The following is a 17,164-nucleotide window of genomic DNA, read 5'->3' as shown; positions in this document are numbered from 1 at the left end:
TACGCAGCAGCGCCCATCCATTGCGGATGGGCGCTTTTGCGTGTTGTGGTTAGCTCCCTTCGGTCCGCCCACCCAGCATGCGATCACGCTGAGTAGGTCCAGCTGCTCGCCGTCCGCCCGTCAATATCCAACAGGCAGTGGCTGCCGGGGGCTGTGCGAATGCGGTAGGTGCCGATGTCGGTGTCAATTAGTTCCTCCATCATGGCGCCCACCATACTCCCGGGCACCGACATTGCAGGTAAATAATGTCGCACCCGGTGGGTAGCCTTAAAGACATGGATCTTTCCCTCATTCCCTACGTCGATTACACGCAGCTGCGCACCCTTGTTGGCCAGGCCGCGATGCACCGCGGCCTGGAGTATGCAAGCAGCGGCCACGTCAGCTGGATCACGTGGGACGAGGATGAAATGACGCTTCGGGGCCGGGTGTCAGGCAGCCGGAGCAGCGTGTACGAGACGCTTGTTTATTTCCGCGAAGACGGGTCCGGAATCACCATTGAAAGCACCGACTGCGAATGCCCCGTGGGATGGGACTGCAAGCATGTGGCAGCGCTGGTTCTCCATACCAACCGCCTGTTGGAAGAAGCGGACGGTGGTGCACCGGCAGCCGGCCACACGCCAAGCAAGGCTGCGCCGAAGGCCAAGAAAGCGGCGCCGCCCAAACTGGCAGTCTGGGAGCAGCAGCTTAAGGTCCTCCTGGACCCTCCCGTGCAGACGCCGCCGGTCCGCTGGGGCAAGACCATTGCGGTCCCGGCTGTCCGCACCCCCATGGCGTTGCAGTTTGAACTCGTGGACACCGTCGAAAAGGATCCTTGGGGTGCGCCGCGGGACAAGGACAAAATGCCCGCCGACATCCGCCTGGGCGTTCGCCCGGTCACGCTGGGGACCTCCGGCAAATGGACTGTTGGCAACGTCGCCTGGAACACCCTTTACCGTCTGCAGTACGACGACAGCATCATCACCGCCCACCGCGAATGGATCCGGGTCTTCCACTCGTTGTACCAGGCCGCCCACTCCGCCCCTGTCAACGGGAAATGGGTCTACCTTGACGGGTTCAACTCCCCGCTGCTGTGGAATCTTTTGGACCAGGCCTCCGGCATTGGCCTGGAATTTGTGACATCTCGCAAGAACTCCAGCATCACCTGGGAGGGGGCCGCCTCGGTCGGCACCAGCATCCAAGCCATGCCCGACGGCGGCATCCGTCTGGTTCCGCTGGCCAAGGCAAACGACGGCGCAGTCTTGGAACCGGCGAGGCTGGGCCTCATGGGGGAGCCGGCGCACGGCCTGTATTGGTGGGATGCAGGCAAGGACAAGGACGGCCCCCTGAACCAGCGGGCCGTGCACTTCGCCCGGCTGGACGGCGCGGTGGGGGAGCAGCTGGAAACACTGATCGCATCCAGGGTGCCGGTGGACATTCCTGCGCCCGACCGCGAACGCTTTGTAAAGAACTACTACCCGAAGCTGCGCAGCACCATGGATGTTCGCCCGGGGCAGGGTCTGGCCGGCCTGCCCGAGATTCACGCCCCCGAACTGGTCCTGACCGTGACACACGTGGCAGCGGAACCACCGGCCAAGTCAGGCCGCCGCGGCAGGGTCGGTGCCCAAAAAACGCAAGCCGGGGCACCGCCGTCGTTGGAACTGCACTGGCACTGGGAGTACACGGTAGGGGAGGAAACCCTCCGGCGCCCCATGACGGGCGAGGAGACCGGCAACCGCAACCCAGCCTTTGAAGCCAACTTGCTGGACTTGGTCACCCAGGCCCTCGTCGACTTCCCGGAAGCCACCAGGGACCCGTTCCCGCACGCGCCCAGCATGCACCCCGGAAGCAACGAGCCGGTCCACTTGAAGAACGTGGCAGCCGCCCGCTTCAGCAACATCGCGCTGCCCATATTGGCCGGCATGGAACACGTGCGCGTGGACACCTCAGGATCGGCCCCCGAGTACACCGAGCTGACCGGCACACCCCAGATCGGCATCAGCACCAAGGGCACCAACGACGGCGACTGGTTTGATTTGGGTGTCACGGTCACCCTGGACGGGACAGAGATCCCGTTCGGTGAGCTGTTCCTGGCCCTGGCTACCGACGAAGAGCACCTCATGCTGCCCAACGGCCACTACTTTGCCCTGGACCAGCCCGAGTTCGCGCAGCTGCGCCGGCTCATCGAAGAGGCGAAAAGCCTCCAGGAACCCGGCGAATCGCTGACAATCAGCCGCTACCAGGCTGGGTTGTGGGAAGAGCTGAAGGAACTGTCCACCAGCGTCGAAGAAGCTGCAGCGTGGGAAAAGTCAGTCAGCGGGCTCCTTGAATTGCAGGAAGTTGCCACAGTTCCGGTGCCGGACACGCTCCACGCCGAACTGCGCCCGTACCAGCAGGAGGGCTTCAACTGGCTGGCCTTCCTGTACAGCAACGGGCTCGGCGGCGTGCTGGCCGACGACATGGGCCTGGGCAAGACCTTGCAAACCCTGGCACTGATCACCCATGCCAAATCCACGATGGGCGCCAAGGAACCCGCGGGCGCCTCACCGGACGGAGGCAGCAAACCATTCCTCGTGGTGGCACCCACCTCGGTCGTATCCAACTGGGAGGCCGAGGCGCGCCGCTTCGCCCCCACCCTGAACACCACCGCCGTCACCGACACCCTGCGCAAGAGCGGCGGCGACGCTGCCTCCTTGGTGAGCGGGACCGACGTCGTGATTACCTCCTATGCCCTCTTCCGGCTGGACAATGAGGCCTACGCCAGCCAGGAATGGGCCGGGCTGATCCTTGACGAGGCGCAGTTTGTGAAGAACCACCTCACCAAGGCCAGCCAGCTGGCGCGAGCGTTCCCGGCGAAATTCAAGCTGGCCATCACCGGAACGCCCATGGAAAACAACCTGATGGAGCTGTGGTCGCTATTCGCCGTCACCTCCCCGGGGCTGTTCCCGTCGCCCACCAATTTTGCCGACTACTACCGCAAACCGATCGAGAAGGACGGTGGCGCGGAACGGCTCAAGCAGCTGCGCCGGCGGATCAGGCCGCTGATCATGCGACGCACCAAGGACGCCGTGGCCAAGGAGCTGCCGCCCAAGCAGGAACAGGTCCTCGAGCTGGAGTTGGCGCCGCGGCATCGCACCATTTACCAGCGCCACCTGCAGCACGAGCGCCAAAAGGTCATGGGTTTGCTGGGCGACATGGACAAGAACCGCTTCGCCATTTTCAAATCACTCACCACGCTGCGGATGCTCAGCCTGGACGCCTCGCTGGTCGATGTGAAATACGCCAGCACCCCGTCCAGCAAGCTTGACGTATTGTTCGAACAGCTCGAGGACGTCGTGGCCGAGGGGCACCGGGCGCTGATTTTCAGCCAATTCACCTCGTTCCTGGGAAAGGCGCGCGAGCGACTGGATGCGGCCGGCATTGACTATGCGTATCTTGACGGGAAAACCACCAAACGCGGTGCGGTCATCGAGAAGTTCAAGTCCGGCAAGGCGCCGGTGTTCCTCATCAGCCTGAAGTCCGGTGGGTTCGGCCTGAACTTGACCGAGGCCGACTACGTCTTCCTGCTGGATCCGTGGTGGAATCCGGCCACCGAGAATCAGGCGGTGGACCGGACCCACCGGATCGGCCAGTCCAAGAACGTCATGGTGTATCGCCTGGTCGCCAAGGACACAATCGAGGAGAAGGTCATGGCGCTGAAGGAGAAAAAAGCGAAGCTGTTCACCTCCGTCATGGACGACGACGCCATGTTCTCCGCAGCCATCACCGCCGACGACGTGAGGGGCCTGTTCGACGCCTGAGTTAGCCCTGCAGGATTCGCACATGCTCCGGCGTCAGTTCCGTAATGGAATTGACGCCCAGCAGGGCCATGGTGCGCCTCATGTCCGTCTCCAGGATCGCCAGGGCACGGTCCACCCCGGCCCGCCCGCCGGCCATGAGCCCGTACAGATAGGCGCGGCCAATCATGGTGAAGTCCGCACCCAGGGCCAGTGCCGCGATGATGTCCGCCCCGGCCATGATGCCGGTGTCCAGGATGATGGCCGGGTTGCCGGCGCCTGTTTTCAATGCGGCGGTGACTTCCGGCAGGAGGTGGAACGGGATGGGGGCCCGGTCCAGTTGGCGTCCGCCATGGTTTGACAGGACCACGCCGTCGGCGCCGTGGGCAACCGACTTCCGGGCGTCGTCGACCGTCTGGATGCCCTTGACCACCAGCTTGCCCTTCCAGATTTCCCGGAGCCAATCCAGGTCCGTGTACGTCAGGGTGGGGTCAAACATGGAATTGATCAGGGATTCAGCGGTGCCCGAATGCCGGGACAGCGAGGCAAAGCTGAGCGGTTCGTGCGTCAGGAAGTTGAACCACCAGGCCGGTCTGTAGGACGCATCGAGCACCGTCTTGAGCGTCAGGGACGGCGGAATCGTCATGCCGTTGCGCACGTCCCTCAGCCGGGCGCCGCCCACGGAGGTGTCCACCGTGACCATGAGCGTGTCATAGCCGGCCCGGGAGGCGCGCTCGATCAGCTCCAGGGAGCGGTCGCGGTCCTTCCACAGGTAGAGCTGGAACCAGTTGCGTCCGCCCGGCGCCGCAGCTGCGACGTCTTCGATGGACGCGGTGCCCATGGTGGAGAGCGTGTAGGGGATGCCCGCAGCCTCCGCTGCCTGGGAGCCGGCATACTCGCCTTCAGACTGCATCATGCGGGTGAATCCGGTGGGGGCAATGCCAACGGGCATGGTTGAGTGCCTGCCCAGAATCTCGGTGCCCAGATCAATGTTGGAGACATCGCGCAGCACGCCGGGACGGAATTCAATGTCCAGAAACGCCTGGCGTGCCCGGCGGAGCGTTATTTCCGCTTCGGCGGCGCCATCCGTGTAGTCGAACGGGGCCTTCGGGGTGCGGCGCCTGGCCATGTCACGCAAATCCCAGATGGTGCTGGCGCGGCGCAGCCTGGAGGCCCGGCTGAACTCGGGCTTCTTGAACTGCATCAGCGGCGCGATTTCCGAGTATTTTGGGATTCGGCGCTTGAGCGCGGCCGGTTCGGCGTTTCGGGGTTCAGTTGTTTGCGTCATGCCGCCTCCTGGCTGGGGAACATTGGTTGCTCGCCGTGGCTTCCCACCCTAGCCCCTATGGTCCAACCACACAAAGTAGGATGGTTCCATGCGCACACACCAAGTTGTCCTGAACTGGATCGAGAGCCAGCTCGCGGCCGGCGACCTGAAGCTGGGAGACCGCCTGCCGCCCGAGCGGACCCTTGCCGAGAAGCTTGCGGTCTCACGCACCTCCGTCCGTGAGGCCATCCGGATCCTTGAGGTCATGGGTGTTGTCCGGGTGGGTGTGGGGTCGGGGCCCGACGCCGGCACCGTGGCGATTGCCGATCCCGGCATGGCGCTGGGGCTGGCGCTGAGGCTGCATGTGGCGACCTCCCACCTGCCTGTCGGGGACATTGTGCGGACCCGCGTGCTGCTCGAATCCTGGGCCGCACTCGAGGCCCGCCCCGATTCACCTGCCCTCGACGAGGCCGCAGCGCTGCTGGACCGGATGGATGAAACCTCGGCGGTGGCGCAGTTTTTGGAGCTCGACGTCCGCTTCCACCTGGCCCTGGCGGAGGCGGCCGGAAACGTCGTCATCAGCGCCATCCTCGGCTCGTTGCGGGAGGCCATCAAGGACTACGGCAGCAGGCTCACGGGCAACCTGCCGGACTGGGAAGCAACCGTGCAGCGCCTGCGTGCCGAGCACCGCGCCATTCTTGCAGCGATCAAGAACGACGACGGATCCCTCGCCTCCCAGCTCGTCACGGCCCATGTTGAGGGCTTCTACACCGAAGCCGGAGTGGCCTGAACTTCTCCAGACGAGTGCTCTGCTCCCGGCTGGTGAAGCGTGTTTAAGGAAACTTTCATGCGGGTTCCTAGACTGTTGCCGTGCGGGGCGTTGGTTCCGCCGCCATGCTTGCCGTGGGCGCCACAGCGTGCGGCGGCGGCCCGGATCAGGTACCCGGCGGCGCAGCGGCCGGGCCTTCAGCAACTGACCAGTGTTGGAAGACCACCAGACGGCTGTCATGGAATTCACCGACGGCGGCGTGGCCATGCTCATGGGTGCGACACTCCAAGGAAACGCCAGATGGGACGGTGACGTCCTGTACGTGGACACTGCGGTTGAGAACGACGGTGACAACCTGGGTGCCATCGCGACGTGCGTCTGGTGCGGCAGGATTGATCCTGCCGCACCAGTGGAGCGAGCTGCCACACGGGGTCTTGGCTAATGCCGGATGCTTCCTTGCGAAGCTCCGCTAGTTCCTTGCGGCCAGCTCGCCCTCGCGGAAGTCGCCTTGCTCATCCATCGGCGGCAGTTCAGCTGCTGCCGTTGGTGCAGCAGCCCGCTTGTCCCGGTACCGGACCAGCCGGACCGCGTTGATGATGACCACCAGCACGCTGATCTCATGCACCAGCATGCCCGTTGCCATGAACACCTTCTGGAGCAGGACGCCGGTCAGAAGCAGCACAACCGTGCCAAGTGCAATGACGGTGTTCTGCTTCATGTTCCGCACGGTCGCCTTGGACAGCGAGTATGCGTGCACCAGCTGGTCAAAGCGGTTGCCCATGAGGATCACATCCGCGGTCTGGATGGACACGTCCGTGCCGGCGCCCATGGCCAGGCCCACATCGGCCGTGGCAATGGCGGGGGCGTCGTTGATGCCGTCTCCCACCATGGCCACGCGGTGCCCGGCGTCCTTCAGCTCCTGGACAATGCGGACCTTGTCGGCCGGCAGTAGCTCGGAACGGACTTCATCAATGCCGAGCTCGGCTGCCACGAGAGCGGCGGTGTGGCGATTGTCGCCTGTGAGCATGTGGAACGTCTTGATGCCGCGGCGGCGCATGGCCGCGATGGCAGCCTTCGCTTCCGGACGAATCTGGTCGGCGATCGAAATGACACCGGCCAGCTCACCGTCCACCACGGAGAAGACTGCCGTGTTGCCGCCCTGCTCGCGTTGAACCGCGTGCTCCTCTGCAGCAGCCGGCAGGGCCACGCCCATCTCGGACAGGACCCGGCGTGAGCCGACAGCCACGGTGTAGCCGTCAACCTGCCCGCGGATGCCGCCGCCCTTGATGACCTCCACCTCAGTAGGTGCAATGCTCACCTCGTGGCCGCGCAGGCGGGCCTCTTCCACAATCGTGCGTCCGAGCGGGTGTTCGGAAGCCAGCTCAAGGCGGGCCGACAGATCAAGGAGGTGTCCGGCGTCGTGCGTGCCAAAGGGGAAGACCTCGGTGACCTCGGGGCGGCCCACGGTGAGAGTGCCCGTCTTGTCGAAGACCATGGCGTCGATCCTGGAGAAGCGTTCCAGCGCGTCGCCGCCCTTGACGAGGACCCCGTGGCGGGCGCCGTTGCCAAGGCCCGCGACCATGGAGACCGGGGTGGAGATGACGAGCGCACCGGGGCAGGCGATGACCAGGAACGTCAGGGCGAACTCGATGTTCTGGCTGAAGATCAGCACAATCACGGCCAGGACCACGATGGACGGCGTGTAGATTTGCGCGAAGCGGTCGAGGAAGCGCTGGGCTTTGGTTTTGGAATCCTGTGCCTCCTCGACGAGTTCGATGATCTGCGCGAACGTGGTGTCGTCGCCCACCTGCTCGGCGGTCATCCCGATGAAGCCGTTGTCCACGATGGTGCCGCCGTAGACCCTGTCGCCCGCCTTCTTGGACGCGGGGACCGGTTCGCCGGTGATGGTTGCCTCGTTGACGAGGGCTTGGCCGCTGGTGATGGTGCCGTCCACCGGGATCTGCCCGCCGGATTGGACCACCACGTGGTCACCCACAACGACGTCGTCCACGCTGATGGTGAGCGTCACGCCGTCACGAATCACCTGCGCTTCTTGCGGGGCCATGTCCACCAGATCCCGCAGCGAACGCCGCGTCTTCTCTAGTGTGCGGGCCTCCAACCATGCGCCGAAAATGAACAGGAAGGACACTACGGCGGCCTCGACGTATTCGCCGATGATCAGGGCGCCGACGACGGCGATGGTCACGAGCAGATCGATACTGAACGCCTTGTGGCGCAGCGCCTGGAAGGCGCGAATGGCCGTGGGGACCCCGGCGGTGATGGCCGAGACGAACAGCAAGCCGTCGCGCCATGCAGAGAAGTCTGCGAGGTGAAACGCCAGTGCGGCGATCAGCATGATGCCGGTCGCGGCGGCGATCCGGGCTTTGGTCCTGCCAGTCATGATGCTCCTTGGCTTGTGCCTGCAGGGGTTTCCTGCCGATACTTCAAGGATTGCCCGGAAGGACGAAAGCTGCCTTGACCGGGGTCAATTCCGGGCGGGAGGTGTTGTGATTCGCGACGGGTGACGTGATGCGTGGCCCGACGCGCGGCCTACAGCTTGTGCAGCGCCGGGACGTTCAGCAATTCCACCGTGCGGCGCGGATGTAGGCGGAGCCAGCCCGACGCCTCAAACTGCGCCAGCTTGCGGCTGAGTGTTTCCGGGGTCAGGCCCAGAAAAGAGGCGACGTCCTTTTTGGCAATTGGCAGCACAAACTTCGCCGAGGCTGCCTTGTCCGCCAACTCCAGCAGGTAGGCGGCGATGCGGTGTTCGGCATCCTCTCCGGCGAAGATGCTCACCTGGCGTTCGGTGCTTTCGAGCCGGCTGCTGAGGGTTTCCAGCATCTTGTACGTCACGGTGGGGAAGCGGAGCAGGTAGTCGCGCAGGTCGTCGTGGTGCAGGGCGCAAATCTCGGCCGCGTCCAAGGTGGTGGCGAAATGGTCGGTGGGGGCGCCGCTGATGAAGCTCATGTCGCCGAGGAAGTCGCCCTCGCCCAGCACCCGGATGAGCTGCTCATGCCCGGACTCGGTGATCCGGTAAACCTTGACGTGCCCGCTGTGGATGATCATCAGGTGCGGATTGTTCTCCCCGGCACCGTACAGCTGCTCATTGCGCGGGTGGCGGCGGAGTTTCACCCGCCCGGCAATGTCCTTGAGTTCCTCCGGCGCGAGCTGGCTGAAAATGGGGACACGCCCCACGAGAACTTCCAGTGGAGCGTGTCCTTGGACTGCAGAATGATGTGCCATGTCCACAGTCAACCAGCTATTTTCGACGGCTGCGGCCACGGGGGCTATGCCGCGACCTTGTGCTTGAGGACCGGGTAGCCCAGATCCGTGATGGCCTTGGCGATTGCCTCAGCGGTGACCAGTCCGTCATCGAAGGTCACCTTGACCTTGCCGGAGTTGAACATGACCTTGGTTTCTTCAACGCCGTCCATCTTGCCGACAACGCCCTCGATCTTGGTGATGCAGGAGGGGCAGGTGAACGGTTCGGTCTCAAATTTTGCGGTGCGCATGGTGTGCCTTTCTGTCGGTGGTGCTTGTGTATCCACTACATCAAGTTCCGTTCGGCGCCGCCTTGACGTGGGTCAAGAACGGAAACTTCCATTGTGAAGCACGACGGCGGCGCGCATCTTGGGTCCTGTGAGTCGACCTGTCAGTGCCTGCTTTTGTTCTGTGATGCGGCCAGTACTCTGGATAGATGACTGAGATGACGCAATCAACGGCCCGCATCACCAAGAAGCAGCTGGGGTTCCCCCTGGCCGCGGGCATTGCCAGCGGGCTCCTGACGCTCATTGATCCGGCCAATTTGCGGCCCGGCGCTCGTAGAGCAACCGTTGCTGCCTCCGGCATCGTGACCGGAGCAGTTGTTTGGCTCAGTAGCTCGAGCAACGACGAGTACGTTCCGGCGAAGGAATTACGGGGCTCCCTCGCACTAGGGATGGGCGCACTGGGCGCTGTCGGCACACACTATGGCTTTGTGCTTGACCGGAAAATCCATCAGACACTGCTCAGCCGGGGCATCCGGAATCCACGGCCACTGATGGCGCTGGTATCCGGCATTCTCAGCACAGGCGTGATCCTGCTCGAACCTCCCGCCGCGACCAAAACTACCGGCCATGACAACGACATCTGCGGGGCGACACCGCTGGAACGGGAAATTCCCCAGCCGCTGCGCGAATTGCTCGCCGCCATGCTCACTGTAACCGAGGACTTCGGCGCGCCCTTGCTGCGCGAGCAACTCGCTGGTGCGCGGGAACAGCACTGGGGCGAGCCAATGGAGTTCACCACCGAACTGGCCTTCGTTGCGCCGGAGGGTGCCAGCCTTGCAGTCCCGCGCAATTACACCTTTCCGGTCCATGCGGACTTCACCACCAGTCCGGGCCAGCAGATGCGGATGAGCTTGCAGATCCAAGACGGCGTTCTGGCCTCCCTCTTCATTGATGCGCTTCCGGAACAACTAGCAGCCGCCCAAGGCGATGATGCGGATCCCTTCGAGGCACTCACCCGCTGGCCGCTGGTTTCCGAGGTCACCTTCACTCTCGAGGACTAAGGCATTGCTGTACCACGTTGATGGTGGCAACTGGTCTGCAGCTTAGAAGCTGCTAATTCCGTTGCCGATCAGGACAATGCCGAACACCACAAGCAGCAGGCCCGTCATGATCGAATGGTTGGCCTGCAGCCACTCCATGACGGTTTTCAGCGGAGCTGCCAACGTTCGGGGTGCAATGAGGTACGCCACGACAGGAGCCAGCACCGTCAAGGAAGCCAATAGGAAGTAGACCGCCATGGCCCAAACTTCGGCTGGAAGGGCCAGCTCCGCGGCCCCGATGGTGACGCCGGCTGCGGCAGCAATCGCAAAGTTCTTGGGATTTGCGGCCGACAGCGCAGCCCCATAATGGTGCTGCGCCCTGGCGAGTAGCCACCCGCGGAGGCCATCCAACGGGGGAGGGGCCCGGCGTCGGACGCGGCAAAACGCATGATCAACTTGCGCGCCGCCATGACCAGAAGAGCTGCGCCGAGGATGATCCGCAGGCCCCCGGCAATGGGGCCTGGGTCGTTGCCTGAGCTGTCCAGGGCGTCCAAAGTGAAAGCGAGGACTGTGACGATGGCCGCCAAACCCGCCACCCAACCGGCAAGAAACGCCAGACCGTTTGCCTTCGGACGCGCCGATCCCAGCAGCAGCACAATCATGATGATGGGGAACGGGCTCAGCGCCACGCCCATGCTCAGCGGCAGGATGCTGCTCAGCACTTCATTCACGGGGAAACTCTCTGCCAGGAAGTTCCTGCCCAGGTTATGTAGCGGAAGGGGCTAGAGCAGTTCCGCCCGCAGATCGGCTGCGGACTTGGGGGAGAGCAGACCGGGCGCAACGTCGAAAACTGTCTTGGCGCCGAACTGGCCTGCCGCGTTCATACGGTGCACGGCGCGGGCGTAGGACACCAGGACGCTGGAGGTGAATTCCGGGTTGCTTTCCAAAGCCAGCGAGTACTCAATAACCTGAGCGTGGCCGTCCGTGGTGTTGCCGCTGCGAATGACAAAACCACCGTGCGGCATGGCGGCATGATCCCGGGCCAGCTCTTCGGCGGTAATGAAATTCACCGTAGTGTCGTACTGGTCGAAGTAGTGCGGCATGCCCACAATCTCGGCGCGGACAGCGTCCTCAGAGGCGCCGTCCTCGAGCACCACGAAGCATTCGCGGGTGTGCTTCTGACGAGTGGTCAGCTCCGGGCGCGAGCCGCTCCGGACCTCTTCAATGGCAGCTTCCGAAGGCAAGGTGTACTGCACGCCGCCGGCAACCCCAGCCACGCGACGGATAGCATCCGAATGTCCCTGGCTCAGTCCGCGGCCCCAGAAGGTGTAGGTGTCGCCGTCGGGCAGCAGCGCCTCGCCGTAAACACGGTTGATGGAGAACATGCCAGGATCCCAGCCCGCGGAAATCAGAGCTGTCTTGTTGCTGGCCTGGGCCGGTGCATCCACGGCGGCGAAGTACTCCGGGATGCGTGCGTGAGTGTCGAAACTGTCCACCGTATTAAACAGTGCAGCCAACGCCGGGCCCTGCTCGGGAAGATCGGACTTTGAACCGCCGCACAAGATCAACACATCAACCTCGCCCGCGTGGCCGGCCAGATCGTCCATGGAGAATACCGGCGCACCGGCGTTGAGCGGCACCAGATCGGCCGGATTGCGGCGGGTGTAAATGCCCACAAGCGCCATGTCGGCGTTCTTGGCAATGGCGGCTTCGACCCCGCGGCCCAGGTTTCCGTAGCCAGCAATTCCAATGCGAATCGGCGCGCTCATGTGTTCTCCATCCAATCATTGGGCCGCTTCTCGTTGGCGGCCGCATTCACTAGCACCAACCGTACAGTCTGCGGCCGTAGTGCAGAATTACGGGAAGCACGCTGAAGAGCAGGGCCGAAGAGGAGAGCCAGCTCGACTAGGGTGCTGGAGACTGGAGCGGCGCCCGATTTTTCAGATTCCCGGTCCTCGCGCCCCGTGCCGAAGTCTAGCTTTTGGGTCCGATGAGCTGCTGTTCCAGGAACTCCAAGGTCATGCTCCAAGACGTGAGTGCTGGTCCTTCTTGGTAAACAGTGGGATTGGTGTCGTTGAAGAACGCATGCCCAGCTTCCGGGAAAACCATGGGATTGAAGTCAACGTGAGCGTCCTGCATCTTAGCAGTCAGATCCGGCAGTGCGTCGATGAGCGCGGTGTCGTTTGCCCCGTAGAAAGCTAGGATTGGGCAGCTGATGTTGGCGAGGTCCTCGGCGGAGTAATTGGCATGGCCATAGAACGGGACTGCCGCTGCGAGCCGAGGCTCCTCCGCAGCCAAGGAAAATGCGTATGTTCCGCCAAAACAGAAGCCAACAACCGCTGTCCGGTCTGTTCCCTCTGCCGTTGCATTCAAATAGTCAAAGACAGCGGCAACGCCTGCTTTTGTTCTTGTGGCCAATTCCGGGGAATTCATGGGTGCGGTAGCCGCCCGAATGAGCGGCTGCACCTCCGCACGGGCCGCAGGATCCGCGCGGCGCTCACCCAATTCGGCCAGCAGTGCCGCATCCAAACCCGCCAAACCCATCAGATCCGGTGCTACGGCGAGGTAGCCAGCGGCGGCAAATCTGTCAGCAATATCCCGCGTATGCGGATTTAGTCCCCAAATCTCATGAATCACCAGCACCGCGCCCCGGGCCTGACCCTGCGGTTCCGAACGGTATCCCTGAAATGCCTGCCCCGCCGCCTCAAAATCAATCATTATTCCCATGCCCTAAGACTGGCACGAGCAAGAGGTGAGTGGCCAGAGCAACATTCAGTAGCCCCGCGCAAAGTGGGGTTTGCGGCACCCGCCACCGCTGCCACCTCGCCTGCCGGTAAACTGGGCTTGGGTGTTTCTCGTACCCCATCTTCCGCAATTCCCGGCCATAAAGGACCACACCCATGAGCTTGATCCGCCTCAATGACGTTTCCGTGCGCTTCGACAAAGTCCAGGTGCTGCGTGAGGCGTTCTTCAAACTCGAGGCGGGGGACCGGGTGGGTCTGATTGGGCGTAACGGCTCCGGAAAGTCCACGCTACTCAAGCTCGTCATGGACCAGGTTGAGCCGGATACCGGCACTGTGAGCGTTGAACTTGGCACCAAAATTGGCTACTTCTCGCAGTTCTCCGAGCTGAACGGCGCGCAAACCATTCTCGAAGTGCTCGAAGAAGTCTTTGCGCATGTGTTGGAGATTGAGGCCGAGCTCGCCGAGATCGATGCGGCGCTCGGGGCGGATCCCGCCGAGGCCGAGATGGACCGGCTCATCCACCGCCAGTCCGAGCTGTTTGCCGACATGGACAGGCTGGACGGCTGGGATTACCAGCGCTCCATTGACAAGGTTCTGACCACGCTGGGCTTCAACGAGGCCCACCGGGTCTGCGCGATTGACGAGCTGTCCGGCGGCTGGCGCAACCGTGCCGCGCTGGCCAAGATCCTGCTCGAGGCACCCGACGTGCTGCTGCTCGATGAGCCCACCAACTACCTCGATGTGGCGGGCGTGGAATGGCTGGAAAGCTGGTTCAAGAACTTCCAGGGTGCGGCGATCATCGTCTCGCACGATAGGAAGTTCCTGGACGCCGTGGTCACGCGCATCATCGAGGTGGAGAACTTCCACCTGCACGAATACCCCGGCAGCTTCAGCGAATACGTGGTGGCCAAACAGTTCCGGCTCAAGACCCTCGAGAGCCAGTTCGTGCACGAATCCGAGCTGCTCGCCTTTGAAGCCGAGGGGATTTCCGACCGGCGCGAGGCCACCAAGGCTGCCTCGAAGGGACTCGATTCCAAGCTGTCCAAGATCAAAAAGTCGCGCGCACCGCGTCCCGTGGACAAGATCATCACGGAGATCTACGGCGGCCTGCACGTCAAAGATGTGCTGTGCCGGGTCGAATCGCTGACCAAATCGTACGGCGACCGGACCCTGTTCAATGACCTCAGCTTTGAGATTCGCCGCGGGAACCGCATCGTGGTTCTGGGCTCCAACGGCTCGGGAAAGTCCACGCTGCTGCGCGCCCTCACCGGAGAAGAGCCTGCCGATTCCGGCTACGTCACCTGGGCCAAGGGTGGTGGGCTCATCTCCTACAACCAGATCTTGGACGAACTGGACCCCGAAGACACCGTCACACACGCCGTCAACGCCATGCCCGACAGTCTGGCCCTGACCGCCACGAAAAAGTCCGTCAACCGTTTTCTCGCCATGTTCCAGTTCTCCGAGGCAGATCTCAAGCAGCGCATCGGCAACCTCTCCGGTGGCCAGCGCGCCCGAGTCGCCATGGCCCAGTGCTTGCTCTCCGGCGCCTCAGTTCTGGTGCTCGATGAGCCCACCAACCACCTCGATATGTCCAGCACCCAGGTCATGGAACGCGCACTGCTGCACTTCCCGGGCGCCGTACTAGTGGTCAGCCACGACCGCTTCTTCACCGACAAAATCGCCAATCGCCGCCTCGTCTTCAACCCAGAGGTCCCCGGCGAAGTTGTGGTCCGCGGAGGGCACTAAATAGGGGCGGGCTGTCCGGATTCCCTGACTTATCCCTTTTTCTTGAGCCGTTGTACCTCTTGAGCCGCTGTTGTTCTGTGATGGACGACGGCGGTTCTTGCGTTAGGGCGGGTTGGCGCCCGTTCAGCTTGCCTCAGCCCTATTCACGGTTCTACTCGGGACGGGCTCTTGTCGGCGTCCCAGAACGTTATTAGAAGTTACTTTCGGGTATGTATTGCGGTTGTATTGCGGTGGGTTTAGTGTTGTGTTATGAGTATTCGGGAGGTGTTCCCCGGGGACCGGGGTGGTGACGCTACACAGGATGTAGCGGCACTGCTGGCTGGGATTACTCTTCCTTCTATTGAACCTTTTGGGTCTGACAGTGCTGAGTTGGTGGGGTTGCCTACTCGGTTGTTGTATTCGAATTCTTTGGCGGGTTTGGATGTTGATCGGCCTACGGTGCTTTCTGTGGCGTTGGGTGTGCGCGCTGCTGGGATGGAGACGTTGGCGGCGGTGAAGCGTCACGAGGATAAGTTGGCGGCTTTTAAGGCTAGGGAATTGGACAGGATTGCTGGGGCGGCTGCTGTTGAGCGGTCTGTGTATGCGTTGGATGGTTTTCAAAGCAGGGTTGCTGAGGCTGGGTTGGCTACTGAGGTGGCGTTTGCGTTGGGGATTCCGGAGCCTACTGCGGCGTCGTTGATGGAGCACAGTGTGGTGTTGGTTCGTGAGCGTCCGGTGGTGTTAGAGGGGTTGGCGGCGGGGCGGTTGTCGTGGCGTCATGCTGTGGCTATTAATGAGGAGATCGTGACGCTGGGGTCTATGGGTGGTGCCACGGTGGAGGATGAATCGGTGTTGGAGGAGCGGTTGTTGTTTCTGGCTCCGGGGACTACGGCGTGTTCGTTTGTGGGGAAGGCTCGTCGGGCGCGGGAGAAGATGTTTCCTGAGAGTATTCCGGTGCGGGTTAAGGAGGCTTTCGCGAAGCGGAAGCTCAGCTGTGATGTGGGTGCTGATGGGATGGCGTGGTTGGGGTTGTATATGCCGGCGGTGAGTGCTTCGGGGATTTATACCCGGTGTACTAGGTTGGCGCGGGCGATCAAGGCTGATGGTGTGCGGGCTCAGCGTGAGGCGGATGCTGCTGGTACGGGTCAGGATGTGCGTGAGCATAGGACTCTGGCGCAGTTGCGGGTTGATATTGCTGCGATTCTGCTTCTAGGGCAGAAACTTCCTGCCACGGCCACCGAATTGCTCCTCGACGCCGAAGCAACCCTCAACACCACAGGCACGGGCACAGGCACCGGCACAGGCGCCCGGGCAACAGATCCCGCCACCGCGACCAACGCGGGCTCAAGCTCAAGCTCAAGCTCAAGCGCTGGCGCGCGTTCTAGTGCTGGTTCTAGCGTTGATTGTGGCGGTTCTGGAGGGGTCGGTAACCCAGCCAGACCCGATAGCTCAAGCTCTACCGCCAGCGTTGGTTCCGGTTCTGGTAATGATTCTGGTCTTTCGGCTGCGGAGCTCTATTTCGCTGCCGACCCCGCGGACCTTCCCGAGTCAGGGGACGATAGTGACCCGGCTGGTCCTTCTGACCACGCTGGTCCTCCTGGCTCAGCGGATGCGTCTGATGCGTCAGTGGTGGTGGGGGATGGTTCTGGGTTGGTTGATTTTCTGGTTGATGGGATTGATGAGGATCCGAATGCTGAGTATTTGCAGCAGCTTACTAAGTTGGCGGGCAATGGTGTGTTGGTGGATCCGCCGATGCCTGAGGCGTTGGTGTTGGTGAAGGTCCCGTTCTTGGGGTTGTTGGGGATCACGGATGAACCGGCGGAATTGGTGGGTCCTCAGGGTGGTCCGGTGCCGGAGGAGATCGCTCGGAAGTTGTTGAATAATGGGTCTTCGTTCTTGCGGGTATTGACTGATCCGATTACGGGGGAAGCGTTACCGTTGGAGCCGCAACGGTATAGGTTGCGGGCGGCGGAACGGGCGGTGTTGCAGGCTTTGGCTGGGTGTTGTTATGTACCGAATTGTCCTAATCCGGTGATGGATACGGAGTTGGATCATTTGAGGGCTTTTGAATTCGGCGGACCATCCACCATGGCGAATTTGCGCCCGGCGTGTAAACGCCATCATCTGATGAGGCACTTCAAGGACGATAAGAACCGCCGTGGCCGTCGGCGGTGTATTGATGAACCAGAACGGGCCGGGATCCAGCTCCGTGGCTGGACACCACAACTCACCAAAGACGGACGGATCGGCTGGATTACGCCCAGTGGCAAGTACCGGCCACCACTGAACACCGAACCAGACAGGCCCGAATACCCGAAATGGCTCAAAAAACTCATCAGCAAAACCACTAAAAAACCGACAAACTAGCCATACAGCCAG

12 protein-coding genes and 1 pseudogene are annotated in these 17,164 nt (G+C 62.4%); 6 read left to right on the top strand and 7 right to left on the bottom strand.

Annotated elements, in window-relative coordinates; all coding sequences use genetic code 11:
* The first annotated feature begins 275 nt into the window (after positions 1-275).
* Positions 276-3,776, top strand: a complete 3,501-nt coding sequence (locus AB0O97_RS05285) for a DEAD/DEAH box helicase (RefSeq protein ID WP_363880772.1) — start codon at positions 276-278, stop codon at positions 3,774-3,776.
* 1 nt (position 3,777) lies between these two features.
* Here the strand turns inward: AB0O97_RS05285 and AB0O97_RS05280 are convergent, their stop codons facing one another.
* Positions 3,778-5,040, bottom strand: a complete 1,263-nt coding sequence (locus AB0O97_RS05280) for an alpha-hydroxy acid oxidase (protein WP_363880770.1) — start codon at positions 5,038-5,040, stop codon at positions 3,778-3,780.
* A gap of 88 nt (positions 5,041-5,128) precedes the next feature.
* Between AB0O97_RS05280 and AB0O97_RS05275 the strand changes: the two genes are divergently transcribed.
* Both AB0O97_RS05275 and AB0O97_RS05270 read left to right on the top strand, forming a co-directional pair.
* Positions 5,129-5,809, top strand: a complete 681-nt coding sequence (locus tag AB0O97_RS05275) for an FCD domain-containing protein (protein ID WP_363880767.1) — start codon at positions 5,129-5,131, stop codon at positions 5,807-5,809.
* A gap of 190 nt (positions 5,810-5,999) precedes the next feature.
* Positions 6,000-6,230, top strand: coding sequence for a hypothetical protein (locus AB0O97_RS05270; protein WP_363880764.1), 231 nt, complete (start codon positions 6,000-6,002; stop codon positions 6,228-6,230).
* Positions 6,231-6,257: 27 nt separating this feature from the next.
* Here the strand turns inward: AB0O97_RS05270 and AB0O97_RS05265 are convergent, their stop codons facing one another.
* From AB0O97_RS05265 to AB0O97_RS05255, 3 genes are all read right to left on the bottom strand, one after another.
* The gene (locus tag AB0O97_RS05265; protein ID WP_363880761.1) at positions 6,258-8,189 is read right to left on the bottom strand and encodes a cation-translocating P-type ATPase; all 1,932 of its coding nucleotides are present in this window, start codon (positions 8,187-8,189) and stop codon (positions 6,258-6,260) included.
* 149 nt (positions 8,190-8,338) lie between these two features.
* On the bottom strand, positions 8,339-9,031 hold the full coding sequence (locus tag AB0O97_RS05260; RefSeq protein ID WP_363845192.1) for a Crp/Fnr family transcriptional regulator: 693 nt from the start codon (positions 9,029-9,031) through the stop codon (positions 8,339-8,341).
* A gap of 44 nt (positions 9,032-9,075) precedes the next feature.
* Positions 9,076-9,300, bottom strand: a complete 225-nt coding sequence (locus AB0O97_RS05255; RefSeq protein ID WP_363845195.1) for a heavy-metal-associated domain-containing protein — start codon at positions 9,298-9,300, stop codon at positions 9,076-9,078.
* Between the two features lie 185 nt (positions 9,301-9,485).
* On the opposite strand from AB0O97_RS05255, the gene AB0O97_RS05250 reads away from it, so the two are divergent.
* Positions 9,486-10,337, top strand: coding sequence for a hypothetical protein (locus AB0O97_RS05250; RefSeq protein WP_363880758.1), 852 nt, complete (start codon positions 9,486-9,488; stop codon positions 10,335-10,337).
* Positions 10,338-10,379: 42 nt separating this feature from the next.
* Here AB0O97_RS05250 and AB0O97_RS05245 read toward each other — a convergent pair.
* The 3 genes and pseudogenes from AB0O97_RS05245 to AB0O97_RS05235 form a co-directional block, all read right to left on the bottom strand.
* Positions 10,380-10,978: pseudogene (locus tag AB0O97_RS05245) on the bottom strand (GAP family protein).
* Between the two features lie 120 nt (positions 10,979-11,098).
* A complete protein-coding gene (locus AB0O97_RS05240) occupies positions 11,099-12,085 on the bottom strand; it encodes a diaminopimelate dehydrogenase (protein WP_363845199.1) in 987 nt (328 codons plus the stop codon).
* A 205-nt stretch (positions 12,086-12,290) separates the two neighbouring features.
* Entirely contained in the window at positions 12,291-13,043 is a 753-nt protein-coding gene (locus tag AB0O97_RS05235; RefSeq protein WP_363880755.1) for a dienelactone hydrolase family protein, read from the bottom strand.
* Between the two features lie 173 nt (positions 13,044-13,216).
* Between AB0O97_RS05235 and AB0O97_RS05230 the strand changes: the two genes are divergently transcribed.
* Both AB0O97_RS05230 and AB0O97_RS05225 read left to right on the top strand, forming a co-directional pair.
* Entirely contained in the window at positions 13,217-14,806 is a 1,590-nt protein-coding gene (locus AB0O97_RS05230) for an ABC-F family ATP-binding cassette domain-containing protein (RefSeq protein WP_363880752.1), read from the top strand.
* A 249-nt stretch (positions 14,807-15,055) separates the two neighbouring features.
* Complete coding sequence (locus AB0O97_RS05225) at positions 15,056-17,152, top strand: DUF222 domain-containing protein (protein ID WP_363880749.1); 2,097 nt, start codon at positions 15,056-15,058, stop codon at positions 17,150-17,152.
* The last annotated feature ends 12 nt before the right edge of the window (positions 17,153-17,164 follow it).

The sequence above is a fragment of the Specibacter sp. NPDC078692 genome, assembly GCF_040686835.1.
Taxonomy (GTDB): Bacteria; Actinomycetota; Actinomycetes; order Actinomycetales; family Micrococcaceae; genus Specibacter.
This window is presented reverse-complemented; position numbering and strand designations above follow the sequence as displayed.